Genomic DNA, 15058 nt, shown 5'->3' on the forward strand with positions numbered 1-15058 from the left:
ATTAATTATTGAATATAAGATAATAATTCATTATGAATTAATGATCATCTGCTACTTTGTGTGCCAGGTAAACCATTGTAAGCATTAAAAAGATAAATGCTTGGATGGCACCGATAAATATACTGAACGCCTGCCAGGCAATCATAGGCAGACCGGCAGCCAGTGCTCCTAACAAACTTGCTCCCCCAGCGGTTGCAAGCAAAGTTAATAGGATTTCTTTTGCATACAAGTTACCAAAAAGACGCATGCCCAGCGTCAATGTATTTGTAAATTCCTCTAAAACCTTTAATGGGAAAAGGTAAGGTATCGGTTTGAAGTAACCTTTTCCGTATTCCTTGGCCCCTTTAATCTTGATTCCATAATAGTGAGTCAGCACGATTACCATTACAGCAAAAGTCATTGTAATGACAGGATCTGCTGTCGGAGACTTCCACCAAAGCTCATGTGTCTCATGATTGACAATCATAAATGGAATGCCAAGCATGTTCGAAACAAAAATCCAAAGAAAAATAGTGATACCAAGTCCAAAGAACCTTTCGCCTGTTTTCCAGTCCATTGCACTGTTGATCGTGTTTTTCACAAAGTCTATGATCCATTCAAATCCGTTTTGCATGCCAGAAGGCTTCATCTTTAAGCTTCTTGCACTGAAAAAACCAATGCAAAACACAATGAAAGCCGAAACCGTTAACATGATAATATTGGACAGGTTGATATGAAACCCTGAGATTCCAAACAGATCATAAACTATCGGCGCATGATGGTCCAAACTTCTTCACCCCTTTACAAATAATCTGTCAGCTGCTGTCCCTCGCTCCATGCTTGTCCACTAACTAGGAAGTTTGTTTGATTTGAAACAAGGATGATATAAGGATAATAACATAGGGTGTTACAATTCCGGCAACAAGCCCTATAATGTGAAAGTGTTCAGGAAAGCGAACAAAAAGAACTGCAGCTAAGGCACCTGCCGCAAATCTCGACAGCATACCAAATGTAAACTTTCTTTTCTGTTTCCCTTCTGCTTCACCAAACTTTTTCACTTCCCGGGACATACTCAAGAGATTAAAAAGTCCAATAAGCACTCCGGTTCCCAAGCTGAAAAAGACCTTATTATAAGGCATGACTGCCCATCCAAAAAAATACACAGACATTGCACATAAAGTTAGCAGAACATAACGTTTTACATTTCCCTCGAAAGTCTTCACTCTTGGTCGTCTCCTAAATATTTTTCAAGCAGACGGACTAGTCCGTACACTCCGCTTGCAATTCCGCCAAGCAGGCCGACAATCAAAAATAAAGGTTCCGTTCCAAATTGACCATCTAGCCACCTTCCACTGAAAATACCAATTAACACTGGACCTACTAGATACGATAAAACAGCTGAGGTTAAGGCCATGGTTTGAAACGACTTTGGAGGTTTTTTCTCGTTCGTCATGTCAGCCTCCATCTGCAATGTTTTGGATAGGATGTGAAGAGGAATAAAACAGCTGCCTGATGAAGCAGCGTCAGAAAATATCAATCAAACTAGTGTGAACAGTTCATGTTGAAATTTCAGAATGTTTGGCGATATTTATATGTAAACCCTCTCACATTCCCTTTGTCATCGTACAATAGCCAACACTTTATGTCAATGTGTTAAATAAGAAAAATTCTTGTCATAGCAGGCTTCTCAGCATTTATAAAATGTGACTATTAAGTGACAATTTTCCGTTCATATACGAATTTGTAAAAAATAGGTTATATTGTCATATAACACCTAATTTGTGTCGTTAGGTTTATTTTCCTTGTTTAAGTTTTCGCCATAAAGTAGAACGGTTAATGCCAAGCCTTTTCGCTGTTTGACTTTGATTCATATTTTCCTCATGTAGAACGAGTAATAATATCTTTTTCTATTTCTGATAACAGCTTAGAAAAAGTTAATAATGGAACCGGTATCGACTTTTTCTTCCCTTTCCAAGTCCTTTTCGGTTAGAAAGAACCTTGTGCGTTTCTAAAATATTTCGTATTTGGCTGTGCGAAAGCTTTTCCCAATATTTTATATAAAAAAGGTGCCTGACGACTTTTTTAATAACATGATCAGACGCTGCATTCCTATTTCATCTATATCTTTGTCCACCTGCACGTGACATTGGCCTTATGCTGCATTGATTCGGTAATGGTGAGGGGCCATCGCTACAGATCTCTTTCCCGTTCCTTCCTCTCCGCAAATTAGAAATGCAGACGACGATAATACCTGTTCTTTTTCCAGCACTACGGAACGAGGACGTGCCCATCATCTGTTGATATTTTCTGAAAGAAAGCTGTGTCTGCACGTAACAGATAAACAGACAGCTCTTTTTGCATGATGAAAACGTTTTATTTTGCAACAACTTCATTCATTGTTATTCCATCTAAAAAGGAGTCGCCCTCCACCGGCAAACTCCTTATTGTTATCGTTTCGATCGTTTTTCATCTATTCTCGTCTGTTCTAAATGAATGATCGTTTCGATAACTTCTTCCTTGTCGCCAGCTCTAGCATAAACTACCGCTCTGTATTTCCCCTCTGGTACCGGGAGGTCTTTCACGGAGAGCTTTTGTTCATACAAGCCCGGTTTGATATCTTTTTCTTTATCTAGAATACCGGCAAATGCATAGGTGTCCGGGTCATATAATGCAATTTGAAGCTCTTCGGCCCCACCCGGCATATAAACTTCATATTGGTACCCTCTGTTTCTCCCAAATGGCTGCAAATCAAAGGCACCTATACGTGGGTAATCGGGTTCATTAATAAATAATAAATAGGGAAGACGAATATCTTCGTTACCGCCTTCTACCGTCAATACACCGTCAAGCTGATCATAATCAACCGCTCCGGCTTCTATTTCCAGGCGAATCTTAGCTTCTTTTTTCTTTCCGGGCTTTAAAGTCATTCGTTTTGGAAGTTCCCATCTTAAACCTAGAAACGAATCAGTCTCTGTACGAAATGAATATGTCTTTGTCTGTTTAGAGTGATTTTCGACAACCACAGTTTCTTCATGAATTCTTTTTTCATCTCCTAACGTCCAGACCCCAAATGATAATGTTCCCGGATAGACAAGCGTGTCTGTGCGTATCGCTTTTGTCATATCAACCCTCCCTGCTCCTTGAACAAACGGTGGGTAATCATTATCACTGTCATCCTTTAAAGCCACAGCTGTGTTCATCAAAGCTGCTTTAATTTGTTCAGGGCTCCACTCCGGTCTTGCTTGTTTTAATAAAGCAGCGGCACCTGCTATGTGAGGCGCAGCCATACTTGTGCCGTTTAAAGCAAGATAACCGTGAGGAACGGTGCTGTCAATATCCACTCCGGGAGCAACGACATCCGGTTTAATTTTCCACGACCTAGTGACTGGACCTCTTGAACTGAAAAATGCCATGTGATCCGTTTCTTCCTCTAAAACCGTCCGCAAAACTGCAGAAGAAGATTTTTTATCTTTTTCTTCAATTGCATTTCGCAGTTGTTCTCCATGTTCGCGTGTAATCGTTACTGCAGGAACAGGCTGAATTTCTTCCGTGCCGGCAGCAAACGATCCAGCTACATTATTGTATATCAGTACTGCATCTGCTCCGGCCTTGCGTGCGTTTACAATTTTTCGGATTAAAGGAATGCCGCCGCGTTCAATTAATACTGCTTTTCCTTTTATTGATTTTAAATCTTCCTTCATCCCAAGGCCGCCATCAACCAACGGCAGATCGCGACGGAACTGCCATGGAGCAGTTCCTTGAATAGGCTGAATAGATATAGATAGTTCCGGCTGGTTAAATAAGGTTATTTTTGGCATGCGCAATGGTGGAATGGAAGCTCCCACTGATATAGCTTTATCTGCTGTGCCCGGCGACCCTACACTCCACATGGCAGGGCCGCTGTTCCCGCTTGAAGTAACTGCAACGATTCCAGCTTCAGCTGCTTTATCAAGAGCTTCACTTGTCGGCCAGTCCGGCCCGTTAATAGGGCTTCCGAGGGAAAGGTTTAAAATATCCACCTCATCCTCAATTGCTTTATCAATAGCTGCCAATATTTGCTCAGTAGATCCCTGGCCTCCTGGTCCAAGGGCGCGGTACATATATAGATCAGCTTCTGGTGCTACTCCTCTGACGGTTCCATTTGCACCAATTATTCCTGCAACATGGGTACCATGCATCGTTTCTTTTCCTTCTTTGTCTTTTCCTTCTAGAGGATTATCATCCTTATCTACAAAATCATATCCGCCTTTATAATTACGATGCAAATCAGGATGATTATAATCTATACCTGTGTCTATGATTCCCACTTTAATTCCTTTCCCTGTTAGGTGTACGCCGCGCTGGTCAAGCAGTCCACGGATTGCTTCTGCTCCAATAAAGGGTACACTATCTTTCAGGGATGTGTTATAAGCTGCGGATTCATCTGCCCGCTTCACTCCTTCAACAGTCGAAAGGAGATCTAATTGAGAGGGATATAATTTAACGGCAAGCCCCTTAAACCCTTTTTTATAGGAGCGGAGAATTTCTATATTTGGAATGCCGTTTTCAAGTTTTTCCCGAACTTCCTTTAAGGTTGTATTATCTTCAACAGCAACGATAGCTGTCTCTGGCTTTTCCTGCGCATGCGAAGTTTTCATGAAGCCTTTATCCGTAAAAGAGGCTGTCACACATATAATGACGGCAAGGAGGATCATTATTACTTTTTTTTGCTTCGTTAAAGCCTCCTTTTTGTTGTTTTTTTTCATTTTTTTGCTCCTCCTGTCCCTAAAAAATCTTGCTTCTATTTATGTTGCAGCAAGCAATAAAAATTATTCGAAATAATTATTGGAAGAAGGACAGGAGGGTGAGAGAACCGATAACTCGAGGGAATAAAAAAAAGCTCCAACAGGAATCTTACTGCTGAAGCTATTTTATATTATTTTGTGCCAAATAAACGGTCTCCGGCATCGCCTAGACCTGGCACGATATATCCTTTTTCGTTTAGTTTTTCATCAAGTGATGCTAGATAAATATCTACATCAGGGTGTGCTTCTTGCACAATTTCTACGCCTTCCGGAGCAGCAATCAAACACATCAGCTTAATATTGCTTGCCCCGCGCTTTTTCAAACTTGTAATAGCTTCTACAGCAGAACCGCCAGTAGCCAGCATTGGATCGACAACAATGAATTCCCGTTCTGCTACGTCACTCGGGAGCTTCACATAATATTCCACTGGTTTTAATGTTTCCGGATCGCGGTACAACCCAACATGGCCCACTTTAGCTGCCGGTATGAGCTTTAAGATACCATCAGACATGCCAAGACCTGCTCTTAATATTGGGACGATGCCCAATTTCTTACCTGCCAGCGTATGGGATTTCGCTGGCCCTACAGGTGTTTCCACAGTTACTTCCTGCAATTGAAGATGTCTGGTAATTTCAAAAGCCATCAATGTTGCTACTTCATCTACCAGCTCTCGAAACTCTTTTGTTCCGGTGGAAACGTCTCGGATAAACGTCAGCTTATGCTGGATTAATGGATGATCTAATACATGTACCTTCCCCATATAAGAAATCGGCTCCTTTGCAACCCCGGCTACAGCCGGGGAAATATTATCTAATTAACTGTTCAACGGACAGGTTCATTCTTTTGAAATTCTACAGAAAAACATAAACACCTTCAAGGTCTGACAAAAAGGCCAATGATTCAGATTATTTATATTTGGAAAAAACTTAAGTGAATGACTAGGCTGCTGGTGGAGCTTATTTTAAACTGGTGGCTGTGAAGGGCGTAACGAAATTTCACACCGGTCTTGGTAACCGACCTGTAACTCCAGTCTCTTTTTCAGGATCCCACTCCTCTTCGACCTAACCCATACACTTTAGTTATAAAAAAAACTGAGCCCGATGTGCTGTGGACCCAGTTCCAGTTTCGCTTTATTTTACAGACAGAAATTCATACATAGGGAATTGTTCTGTTAAGGCGTCTACTCTCTCAGCAGCCGCTTTTAAGGATTCTTCATGGTCATGATTTTTCAAAGTAAGAGCCATGATGGAACCAATTTCGTCCATTTCTTTTTCTCCGAAACCTCTAGAAGTTACAGCTGCCGTACCAATACGGATACCGCTTGTTACAAAGGGGCTTTCCGGATCAAACGGAATAGCATTTTTATTGGTAGTCAAACCAACTTCATCCAATGCTTTTTCAGCAACTTTTCCTGTAATACCAAGGCTTTGCAAGTCCAAAAGCAATAAGTGATTGTCTGTCCCGCCAGATACAAGGTCGATGCCCTCACTTTTCAAGGCTTCTGCTAAACGCTTCGCATTTTTCACGATGTTTTCTGCATAGGTTTTAAAATCGTCTTGCAGCACTTCTCCAAACGATACTGCTTTTGCTGCAATAACATGCATTAATGGTCCGCCTTGCAATCCAGGGAAAACAGCTTTATCTATTTTCTTAGCAAATTCTTCTTCGCACAAAATTAAGCCTCCGCGAGGTCCGCGCAATGTCTTATGCGTGGTTGTCGTTACAAAATGAGAATGCGGAACTGGATTAGGATGTACGCCTGCTGCGACAAGTCCTGCGATATGAGCCATGTCCACCATTAGATAGGCGCCAACTTCATCAGCAATCTCACGGAACTTTTTAAAATCTATTTCGCGTGGATAAGCACTGGCACCAGCGACGATCATTTTAGGCTTATGCTCTTTTGCAGCTTCTATCACGGCATCATAATCAATTGTCTGATCTTCTTTTGTCACACCGTATTCTACAAAGTTATACTGGATACCACTGAAGTTAACGTGACTTCCGTGAGTTAAATGGCCGCCATGGGAAAGGTTCATGCCTAGTACAGTATCTCCGTGTTCAAGTGCTGTAAAATATACAGCCATGTTTGCCTGCGCACCGGAATGAGGCTGCACGTTTGCGTGTTCTGCTCCAAAAATCTCTTTTGCGCGGTCACGAGCCAAATCTTCTACAGTATCTACATGTTCACAGCCGCCATAATAACGACGTCCTGGATAACCTTCTGCATATTTATTTGTTAAAACCGAGCCTTGTGCTTCCATGACAGCACGGCTTACAAAGTTTTCAGATGCAATTAACTCAATTTTTTCGCGCTGCCGGCAGAGTTCGTCCTTAATCGCTGCAAAAACATTTGGATCTTGATTTTTGATGGTTTCCATAAAAAATGTTTACCCCTTTCTTTCCTATGCATCTCTCTCGTTCATTCGTGTTTCTCACTTATTTTTTCATTCAACGCATATTGTAACATGAATAAATGGTTAAAATCCGTATTTTAATTTAAAAAAAGATAAAAATATTAAGTTTTTAGAACGAACACCTTCAGAAGCGTGTTGAATAAAGCATTATTACTCAGGATATTTTGCTCTGGTTCCGCCTATAAGTTTAGGTCTTGTTTTAGCCATCGTAACATGTGCATTTCCTATGGATTTAACTTCACTGCGAATAGGAACAGCGACATGTTTTAAGTGCATTCCAATAAATGTGTCTCCGATATCGATACCAGCGTCCGCTTTTATATGCTCAACTACGACAGGATCTGAAAATTGTTCATATGCATGCGTACTCATCGCCCCGCCTGCTTTACGGTGGGGAATTGCAGTTACTTCTTCAAGCCGAAAAGCTCTGGCTGTTTCTCGTTCTATTACAAGTGCACGGTTTATATGTTCACAGCTCTGAAATGCAAGATGAACTCCTGTATCTTTTTTAAATTCCGTAAACACTTCATATAAAGCTTTTGCTGCATCCTCTGATCCAGCCGTGCCAATTTTCTCTCCTATGACTTCACTTGAACTGCATCCGATAACAAATATATGATTTTGATCCAGCCTGATGTGTGATGAAATAGTGTTCAGACAGATTCTTAAGGATGATTGCCATTGTTTTGCTGCATCATTCATGATGATCACCTCTTATTTAAGGTATCATAAAAATGAGAATTTCGGAAAAATAATGATTTAAGGCGAAAAAGAAGAAACGGACCCTTAAAAGGTCCGTCCTGCCAGGCATTTACTTTTCTTCGATAGCCATCATTTTATCTACACGCTTAGCATGGCGGCCGCCTTCAAAGTCTGTTTCCAGCCACGCTTTCACAATTTCACCAGCAAGCCCGGGGCCAACAATCCGCTCTCCCATTGCAAGAATGTTAGAGTCATTATGAGCTCTAGTTGCTTTTGCACTGAATACATCGTGAACAAGAGCACAGCGGATTCCATCTATTTTGTTAGCTGAAATAGACATCCCAATACCGGTACCGCAAATTAATATACCTTTGTCCACTTCCCCAGCGGCTACTTTTTCTGCCACCGGCAGCGCAAAATCTGGATAATCTACAGAATCTGTACAGTCACAACCAACGTCTTCAAAATCGATATTCATATCTTCTAATACTTTTATAACTTCTACTTTAAGCTTGTACCCTGCGTGATCAGAGCCTATAGCAAGTTTCACGACAGTCATCCTTTCTTTTATCTTTTCTTTTATGTTCTCACGTTCCCGTCACGTTGTAAATTTTTCTATCGTATTTTTAAGCTGCTCTGCTTGTTTGGACAGATCATGTCCTTTGTCTGGACAAGCGCGGATAACATCTGATTGGATTTCCGCAGCAGAAGAAACTTCAGCTGCCCCGGCCGAAGTTTCTTCTGCAATCGCTGCTACTTCTTGTGATTCCCTTGAAGTATTTTCGATCGCTTGCATTTGCTGATCAATCAGCGAAGTGATGTCCTGCACTGCTGCAGCTACCCCTTGAACAGTGGTTTCCATTTCAGTAAAAGCGCTGCTTGTCTCTGTTCCTTTTTCTGATTCACTATTAGCCACTTTAACTTGTTTTTCTATTTTCGAAACGACATTCTGAACTTCAGATTGAATATTTTGGATAAGCTCCCGAACACCTTGAACAGCTTTTGAGCTTTCATCTGCCAGCTTTCTCACTTCATCAGCGACAACGGCAAATCCTTTTCCATGCTCACCAGCCCGGCGCAGCTTCTATGGAGGCGTTCAAGGCCAGAAGATTGGTTTGTTCCGAAATATCTCCAACCAATCCAATAATTTCTTCTACTTTTTCAGCCTGTTGATTGAGTGCTTCTACTGCATGTAATGATGCTTGATTATCAGCTTCTAATTGTTTGATTCCATCTACAAGAGAATGAATTACTGTTTTACTGGTATTTAATGTATTTACCATTTCCTTAGCAGACACATCAGATTCATTCGCTTTTGTTTGCACTTGTGCCGCAATACGAGTGACATCCTCCATCGACTCTGCTGTATTTTGAATAGCTTGTGCCGAATGCTCTGCGCCGGCAGCGATTTCCTCTACCGTGCTTGATATGTTGACTGCTTTTTTGGAAGCTTCATCTGATGCCTGTGTAATTTCTGATACTTTACTGCTAGTCTGTTTAAAATTGTTTTCAATATCTGTGACCATTATACGCAGACTTTTAAGCATATCATTAAAAGCCGAACCAAGCCCTCGTAATTCATCGTCTGAATTTGCGACTTCTACATCATCTTGTAGGTCACCGAATGCTGCCTTCCGAGCTGAAAATTCAAGGCGTTTTAGCGGCTTTGTAAGAAGTGGAGCTGATAAAAATAAGCTAAAATGCCGCTCCACAGCCAGCCCAGTACTAAAGTTAAAACAATAAATACATCTTTGAAATCCCCCATAATTCAGGAATCATATCAGCCAGTACAAAAATAAAAAACGCACTGACTCCGTATGTTACGACAGACAGGGCGCTGATCCCCATTACCAGCTTTTTGCGAATACTGAATCGATACGAGTTTTCCTTACTTCCCCTCATTGTTGGACACCTTTCTTATTACATATTTTTTATTTTCTTTAAAACCGCTTCGAGCAGCTGATCCATTTCTTCTGCAGTTGCCCGGTATGTCTCAGTTGTCCCCCCAATTGGATCAAGGATATCCCCCATATCCTTCTCTGCTTCCACGGCAAATTCTTTTAATGTAAATATTTTATCGGCAGCTTGAGGATAAGTATGAACAACCATTTCGTGATGACTTTTTGTCATCGTCAAAATAATATCAGCCCAATTAACTAAGTCCTCGGTCAAAGGTTTGGATTCGTGCTCTAAAGTGATATTCTTTTCGTTTAATACCTCCATTGTTCCGTCGGACGCCGGCATTCCTGCGATTGCATGGATTCCGGCTGATTGTACTTCTATATTATTATCAATTTTTGCACGGAACAATGCTTCTGCCATCGGACTCCGGCACGTATTTCCAGTACATACAAACAGCACATGTTTTATGATGGCTTCCACATCCTTCCTTTGTTATTTTAGCTTGATCCTATTCTATTTTACCACATATTACAATTTAGATTATAACAATAATTTTAAGCCGAAGCTTAACAAAATAATTCCTCCGAAGATTTCGCCATAACGCCCAAAAGTATGCTGAAGATGCTTTCCTAATGCTAGTCCGACCCAAGTAAAGAAAGCACTGAACAATCCGAACATTAAAAGCACTGGTACTAGAGCAGCATTTAAAATGCCTAATGTAATTCCAATTGAAAAGCTATCCAAACTCACCAGCACAGCAAAAAACAACATTCCGGCTCCACGGGGGAAAATGACTCCTCCCGATCGGTCGGTGCTTTTCCATCCTGCCCACATCATTTGAACACCAATTATAAACAGGAGAATACCACCGGTGATAATCGCCATTTTTTCAAAAGATGAAGCGATCAAACGTCCTCCGTATAGACCGATAAAAGGCATTAGCATGTGAAAAAACCCTACAATAAAGGCTGTTAACAGCTTGTTTATCTTTTCTGCACCTTTCATAGCTATTGCCAGTGACATCGAAAAGGCATCCATGCTCAAAGCAGAAGCCATAGTAGCTAGTATAATCCATCCGCCCATACCCCGTCTCCTTTCCGGACATGCTTATACACTCTATGCAAGTCCAGAAAGGAACATTCAAAAAGAAAGCGTACAAGCATTCTATGTGATGCCTAATCAGAACAGAGACGTGGTCTTGAGACAATCCAAGAAAGTATATTATTTTTCATACGCATCGGCCGCTTTTTCAAGTCGGTTCATGATTGCCAGCCCCACGCCTTTTGTGCTAAATGTTTCACACAAAATAATATCCGCTTCTGTGCGATCTGCCTGGCGGAGATTATCATATAATTGGGCTGCAATATATTCTAGGTTGTTTATAGATCCCAGGGAAACAAAGGTATCGGCTGCATGTTCTAAGTCTCTCTTGTGTTCTTCTACGGCTAATACTGCTACTTTGTTTCCTTTATTTTGTTCTTGTTTGATGCGGTTTAAGATTACTTTTTTATTTCCGTTTAACAATATTAAAGGTGCTTCTGGAGCGTAATGACGGTACTTCATGCCTGGAGCTTTCGGAGACTCAGTCGTTATATTTGCTTGATTTTCCTCTTCCCAGCCACTGATGCCTACTTGATTTTTTCCTAATACATCTTCTAGTTGTTCTTTTGTAATTCCGCCGGGGCGAAGAATCCACGCCTTTTCTCCTGTGCAATCAACCACGGTGGACTCCAATCCATAACCAGAGGGACCTCCATCCACAATTCCAGCTATCCGGCCATTCAAATCATGTTTCACATGCTCAGCTTTCGTCGGACTAGGTCTTCCAGATCGATTTGCACTTGGAGCAGCTACCGGCACTTCTGCTTCTTTGATTAATGCACGCGCAATTGGATGATCAGGCATACGTACAGCTACTGTAGATAACCCGGCTGTCACTTTTTCGGAGACTGCTTCTTTTTTTGGCACAATAAGCGTCAGTGGTCCCGGCCAAAAGCAGTCCGCTAATTGTCTCGCCAAATGAGGTACCGATGAAGCCAATTCAGTTAATTGCTTTTGATCGTCGATGTGAACAATAAGGGGGTTATCTCCCGGCCTTCCTTTTGCTTCAAAAATCTTTTCCACCGCTGCGTCATTAGTTGCATCGGCTCCCAGTCCATAAACTGTTTCTGTCGGGAATGCAATAACTTCGCCTCTCTTTATCCACAAACCCGCTTCTTTTATACCGGGTTCTGAAAAGCTTTTGCCTTCAAAGTTATCCACATCCCAGACTGTTGTTTGTTTATAACTCATGTTTTTCACCCTTTATTTTGATCCCTCAACCCCTATTATTATAAGAATGTATAAGGCATTATGGCAATTAAAAAAAGTTACCCACAAGAGAAACCCAACCTGTAGATAACTTATATACCCCCTTTATATTAGGGATTTCATGACATTTTTTCAGCTTTTCCCAAACCATTCATTCCACTTTTCCACAACGAAAAAGGAGTATTCTTTTTCTTCATCTACCTTATCCTGGTTTTTTTCCACAGAATCCACAGTTTTACTATTGTTATCCACATATCCTTTTTCGTTTTGAGCAGGGTCTTCTTCATCATCTGTTGAAATAAAACATAATGGCGGGAATAAGACGCACCACCAATTTTCTCCTTCGCCTTCTCCAATAGAAACAACCAACGCTTCATAATTCCCTGCAGGATATACCAGCGGTCCATAAATTCTTGTCGGAAACTCCACTTGATCTTTTAAAGCTATGGAAAAGCTGTGAGAGGAACCACTGTTATTTATCACTTCTTGAACAATGTTCTCTAGGTTAGAAAGATTGTCATCAATTGTTTTCCTTGCTTCTTCCTTTTCTGACAACCCTTCAACCAGTGTACGTATTTCTTGATTTACTGCATCACGTACTTTTCTTTTAAGAATCTGTTCTTCTGGCGAATCGTCATGGGCAAGAATCCGGAGACGAATTGCTTCTTCAGGGATAGCATTTACTCCAGGATTGGAAGCTGAAGCATTTTGCTGCTGTTCCATTTGCAGCCATGCGATAAGTACAAGAAAAATAACATATATAAGTGCTTTATTTCTCATCGGCCTGGCACCGTCCTTTCAGCATCAGTGTGGACAGTGCCGCCATTCCTTAAACAGATAATCGCTCGACAATATTTTTAAGAACTTGTACGTTCAGAAGCCTTGCCTCTTTCACAAAATATCATGCGATCTTTTCCATTTATATCTAAACGGACGCTTACCTTTGCATCAGGAAGAGCTTTTTTAAAAATCGCTGCGGCCGTATCTCCTTGATTAACTCCTATTTCAAAGGCAGCCAGACCGTCCTCCTTTAAAATCGCAGGCAGAGAAGCAGCCATCTTTCGGTAACAGTGCAAACCATCGTCTCCTTCACCGATAAGCGCCAATTGCGGTTCATATTCTTTTACGAGGGGATCAAGCTCCTCCCATTCCTTTTTCGGTATATAAGGAGGATTTGATACGATTACATCAAACATCCGCCCTGTTTTTATTAAAGGTAATAATAAATCTCCTTGCAGAAAATCGATATGGGCTCCTAATGCTTTTGCATTTTTGGCAGCCATGTTCAATGCCATTTCGTTTATATCAACGGCTGTAACCTTAATTTGTTTAAGTTCAAGAGCAAGGGTAATCGCGATCGCTCCACTGCCTGTACCAATATCCGCAGCTGCTGCATTTTGTTTGTTCTGCTGTTTAAGCCACGAGATTACTCCATCAACCAACTCTTCTGTTTCAGGTCTTGGAATCAGCACATCTTCACTAACGTTAAAACGTCTGCCGTAAAACTCTTCATACCCCATTAAATGCTGGACTGGTATGCCTTTGCTGTGAAGTATGACATCCCTCTGAAAAGCCTGCCAAACATCTTCTTGCAGATTCTCTCTTCTAGAAAGATGAAATTCGGTCCAGCTCACATCTAAATGATGCCTCATTAATAAATCAGCGGCTCTTTGTTCTCTGTTGTTTTCTGCTAAAAAAGAAGAAGCCCACTGCAGGGCTTCAAATACGAAGGCTGGCTTTATCATGATTCGCCCGCCTTTTCCATCATTTCTGCTTGTTCTTCTACAATAAGAGAATCGATGATTTCATCGAGTTCACCTTGTAAAATCTGATCCAGCTTTTGAACCGTTAAATTAATTCGATGGTCTGTCACACGGCTTTGCGGAAAATTATACGTGCGAATCCGTTCAGAACGGTCGCCAGTTCCGACAGCAGACTTACGATTTTCTGCATATTCGGCTTCTGCTTCTCTTTGGTACATATCATAAATTCGGGCGCGAAGTACTTTCATCGCTTTGTCTTTATTTTTTATCTGGGATTTTTCATCCTGACAAGACACCACGATACCCGTTGGTTCATGCGTTAATCTTACCGCAGACATGGTTGTGTTAACACTCTGTCCGCCCGGCCCGCTTGAAGCAAAGGTATCCACACGGATATCCTTTTCATGGACCTCTACTTCGACTTCTTCTGCTTCCGGCAGCACTGCTACCGTAGCGGTAGACGTATGAATACGGCCGCCTGATTCGGTGCTTGGCACCCGCTGTACACGATGAGCACCGTTTTCATATTTCATTTTAGAATAAGCGCCTTCTCCATTAATCATGAAAATAATCTCTTTATATCCGCCCAGCTCTGTAGGACTTGCCTCAATCACTTCAGCCTTCCAGCCGTTTTTCTCTGCAAACCGGGAATACATTTTATAAAGATCACCGGCAAACAGTGCAGCTTCATCGCCTCCGGCTGCGCCGCGCACTTCTACAATAACATTTTTATCATCGTTTGGATCCTTCGGCAAAAGCAGAACTTTAAGCTTTTCTTCCAGTTCTTCCTTCTTTTCCGAAAGCTCTTCAATTTCCATTTTAACCATATCTTCCATCTCGTCATCCATGCTCTCTTCAAGCATAGATTTTGCATCATCAAGCTGAGATGTTACTTCCTTGTACTTTCGATAGGTCTGAACGGTTTCTGCGATATCGGATTGTTCTTTTGAATGTTCTCTTAATTTTTTTGAATCATTAATTACTTCCGGATCACTTAGTAATTCATTTAATTCTTCATAACGATTCTCTACGGCTTGTAATCGATCTAACACAAGCGTTCACCTCTTTATCCGTTGCATAACAGTACAATTATAATACAATACCATTCTTCCGTCAAAGCTGAAGAAAAAGGTTTTTATTTTTCATAATAGGGAATAATACCTGCTAGGGTTTAGGACATTTACATAAGGGGGATTTTTC

The 15058-nt window shown here is 41.3% G+C and carries 14 protein-coding genes and 2 pseudogenes; all 16 read right to left on the minus strand.

Annotated features, from left to right (window positions below; translation table 11 throughout):
• Window positions 1-37 precede the first annotated feature (37 nt).
• Entirely contained in the window at window positions 38-766 is a 729-nt protein-coding gene (gene atpB, locus ACE1TI_RS05610) for a F0F1 ATP synthase subunit A (protein WP_375006594.1), read from the minus strand.
• Window positions 767-830: 64 nt separating this feature from the next.
• A complete protein-coding gene (locus ACE1TI_RS05615; RefSeq protein ID WP_375006595.1) occupies window positions 831-1202 on the minus strand; it encodes an ATP synthase subunit I in 372 nt (123 codons plus the stop codon).
• On the minus strand, window positions 1199-1432 hold the full coding sequence (locus ACE1TI_RS05620) for an AtpZ/AtpI family protein (RefSeq protein ID WP_375006596.1): 234 nt from the start codon (window positions 1430-1432) through the stop codon (window positions 1199-1201). The genes ACE1TI_RS05615 and ACE1TI_RS05620 overlap by 4 nt, the downstream gene beginning before the upstream one ends.
• A gap of 340 nt (window positions 1433-1772) precedes the next feature.
• Window positions 1773-1874, minus strand: a pseudogene (locus ACE1TI_RS05625) (helix-turn-helix domain-containing protein); the annotation flags it as partial.
• Window positions 1875-2426: 552 nt separating this feature from the next.
• Window positions 2427-4724, minus strand: a complete 2298-nt coding sequence (locus ACE1TI_RS05630) for a S8 family serine peptidase (RefSeq protein WP_375006597.1) — start codon at window positions 4722-4724, stop codon at window positions 2427-2429.
• A gap of 170 nt (window positions 4725-4894) precedes the next feature.
• Window positions 4895-5524 (minus strand): uracil phosphoribosyltransferase, encoded by a 630-nt coding sequence (gene upp, locus ACE1TI_RS05635; RefSeq protein WP_375006598.1) that lies wholly within the window; start codon window positions 5522-5524, stop codon window positions 4895-4897.
• Window positions 5525-5894: 370 nt separating this feature from the next.
• Window positions 5895-7145: a serine hydroxymethyltransferase gene (gene glyA, locus ACE1TI_RS05640; protein WP_375006599.1), complete on the minus strand. Its 1251-nt coding sequence runs from the start codon at window positions 7143-7145 to the stop codon at window positions 5895-5897.
• Window positions 7146-7331: 186 nt separating this feature from the next.
• The gene (locus ACE1TI_RS05645; RefSeq protein WP_375006600.1) at window positions 7332-7883 is read right to left on the minus strand and encodes a TIGR01440 family protein; all 552 of its coding nucleotides are present in this window, start codon (window positions 7881-7883) and stop codon (window positions 7332-7334) included.
• 109 nt (window positions 7884-7992) lie between these two features.
• Complete coding sequence (gene rpiB, locus ACE1TI_RS05650; RefSeq protein ID WP_375006601.1) at window positions 7993-8433, minus strand: ribose 5-phosphate isomerase B; 441 nt, start codon at window positions 8431-8433, stop codon at window positions 7993-7995.
• 48 nt (window positions 8434-8481) lie between these two features.
• Window positions 8482-9785 (minus strand): annotated as a pseudogene (locus ACE1TI_RS05655) (methyl-accepting chemotaxis protein).
• Between the two features lie 18 nt (window positions 9786-9803).
• The gene (locus ACE1TI_RS05660; RefSeq protein WP_375006602.1) at window positions 9804-10265 is read right to left on the minus strand and encodes a low molecular weight protein arginine phosphatase; all 462 of its coding nucleotides are present in this window, start codon (window positions 10263-10265) and stop codon (window positions 9804-9806) included.
• A gap of 60 nt (window positions 10266-10325) precedes the next feature.
• Entirely contained in the window at window positions 10326-10868 is a 543-nt protein-coding gene (locus ACE1TI_RS05665; protein ID WP_375006603.1) for a manganese efflux pump MntP, read from the minus strand.
• A 138-nt stretch (window positions 10869-11006) separates the two neighbouring features.
• Window positions 11007-12077 (minus strand): L-threonylcarbamoyladenylate synthase, encoded by a 1071-nt coding sequence (locus ACE1TI_RS05670; protein WP_375006604.1) that lies wholly within the window; start codon window positions 12075-12077, stop codon window positions 11007-11009.
• A gap of 150 nt (window positions 12078-12227) precedes the next feature.
• Window positions 12228-12875 carry a stage II sporulation protein R gene (gene spoIIR / locus ACE1TI_RS05675; RefSeq protein ID WP_375006605.1) on the minus strand — a complete coding sequence of 216 codons (648 nt, stop codon included), beginning with the start codon at window positions 12873-12875 and terminating at the stop codon, window positions 12228-12230.
• Between the two features lie 77 nt (window positions 12876-12952).
• Entirely contained in the window at window positions 12953-13840 is an 888-nt protein-coding gene (gene prmC, locus ACE1TI_RS05680; RefSeq protein WP_375006606.1) for a peptide chain release factor N(5)-glutamine methyltransferase, read from the minus strand.
• A complete protein-coding gene (gene prfA / locus ACE1TI_RS05685) occupies window positions 13837-14910 on the minus strand; it encodes a peptide chain release factor 1 (protein ID WP_375006607.1) in 1074 nt (357 codons plus the stop codon). Before prfA ends, prmC begins: the two co-directional genes overlap by 4 nt.
• Window positions 14911-15058: the final 148 nt, after the last annotated feature.

It is taken from the genome of Alteribacillus sp. JSM 102045, from assembly GCF_041949975.1.
GTDB lineage: Bacteria > Bacillota > Bacilli > Bacillales > Marinococcaceae > Alteribacillus.

Bases quoted from the DNA above. Each gene is read 5' to 3' on its own strand.
- ACE1TI_RS05620 (WP_375006596.1), bottom strand. From the start codon at position 1,432: ATGACGAACGAGAAAAAACCTCCAAAGTCGTTTCAAACCATGGCCTTA.
- ACE1TI_RS05630 (WP_375006597.1), bottom strand. From the start codon at position 4,724: ATGAAAAAAAACAACAAAAAGGAGGCTTTAACGAAGCAAAAAAAAGTA.
- upp (WP_375006598.1), bottom strand. From the start codon at position 5,524: ATGGGGAAGGTACATGTATTAGATCATCCATTAATCCAGCATAAGCTG.
- glyA (WP_375006599.1), bottom strand. From the start codon at position 7,145: ATGGAAACCATCAAAAATCAAGATCCAAATGTTTTTGCAGCGATTAAG.
- ACE1TI_RS05645 (WP_375006600.1), bottom strand. From the start codon at position 7,883: ATGAATGATGCAGCAAAACAATGGCAATCATCCTTAAGAATCTGTCTG.
- ACE1TI_RS05665 (WP_375006603.1), bottom strand. From the start codon at position 10,868: ATGGGCGGATGGATTATACTAGCTACTATGGCTTCTGCTTTGAGCATG.
- ACE1TI_RS05670 (WP_375006604.1), bottom strand. From the start codon at position 12,077: ATGAGTTATAAACAAACAACAGTCTGGGATGTGGATAACTTTGAAGGC.
- spoIIR (WP_375006605.1), bottom strand. From the start codon at position 12,875: ATGAGAAATAAAGCACTTATATATGTTATTTTTCTTGTACTTATCGCA.
- prmC (WP_375006606.1), bottom strand. From the start codon at position 13,840: ATGATAAAGCCAGCCTTCGTATTTGAAGCCCTGCAGTGGGCTTCTTCT.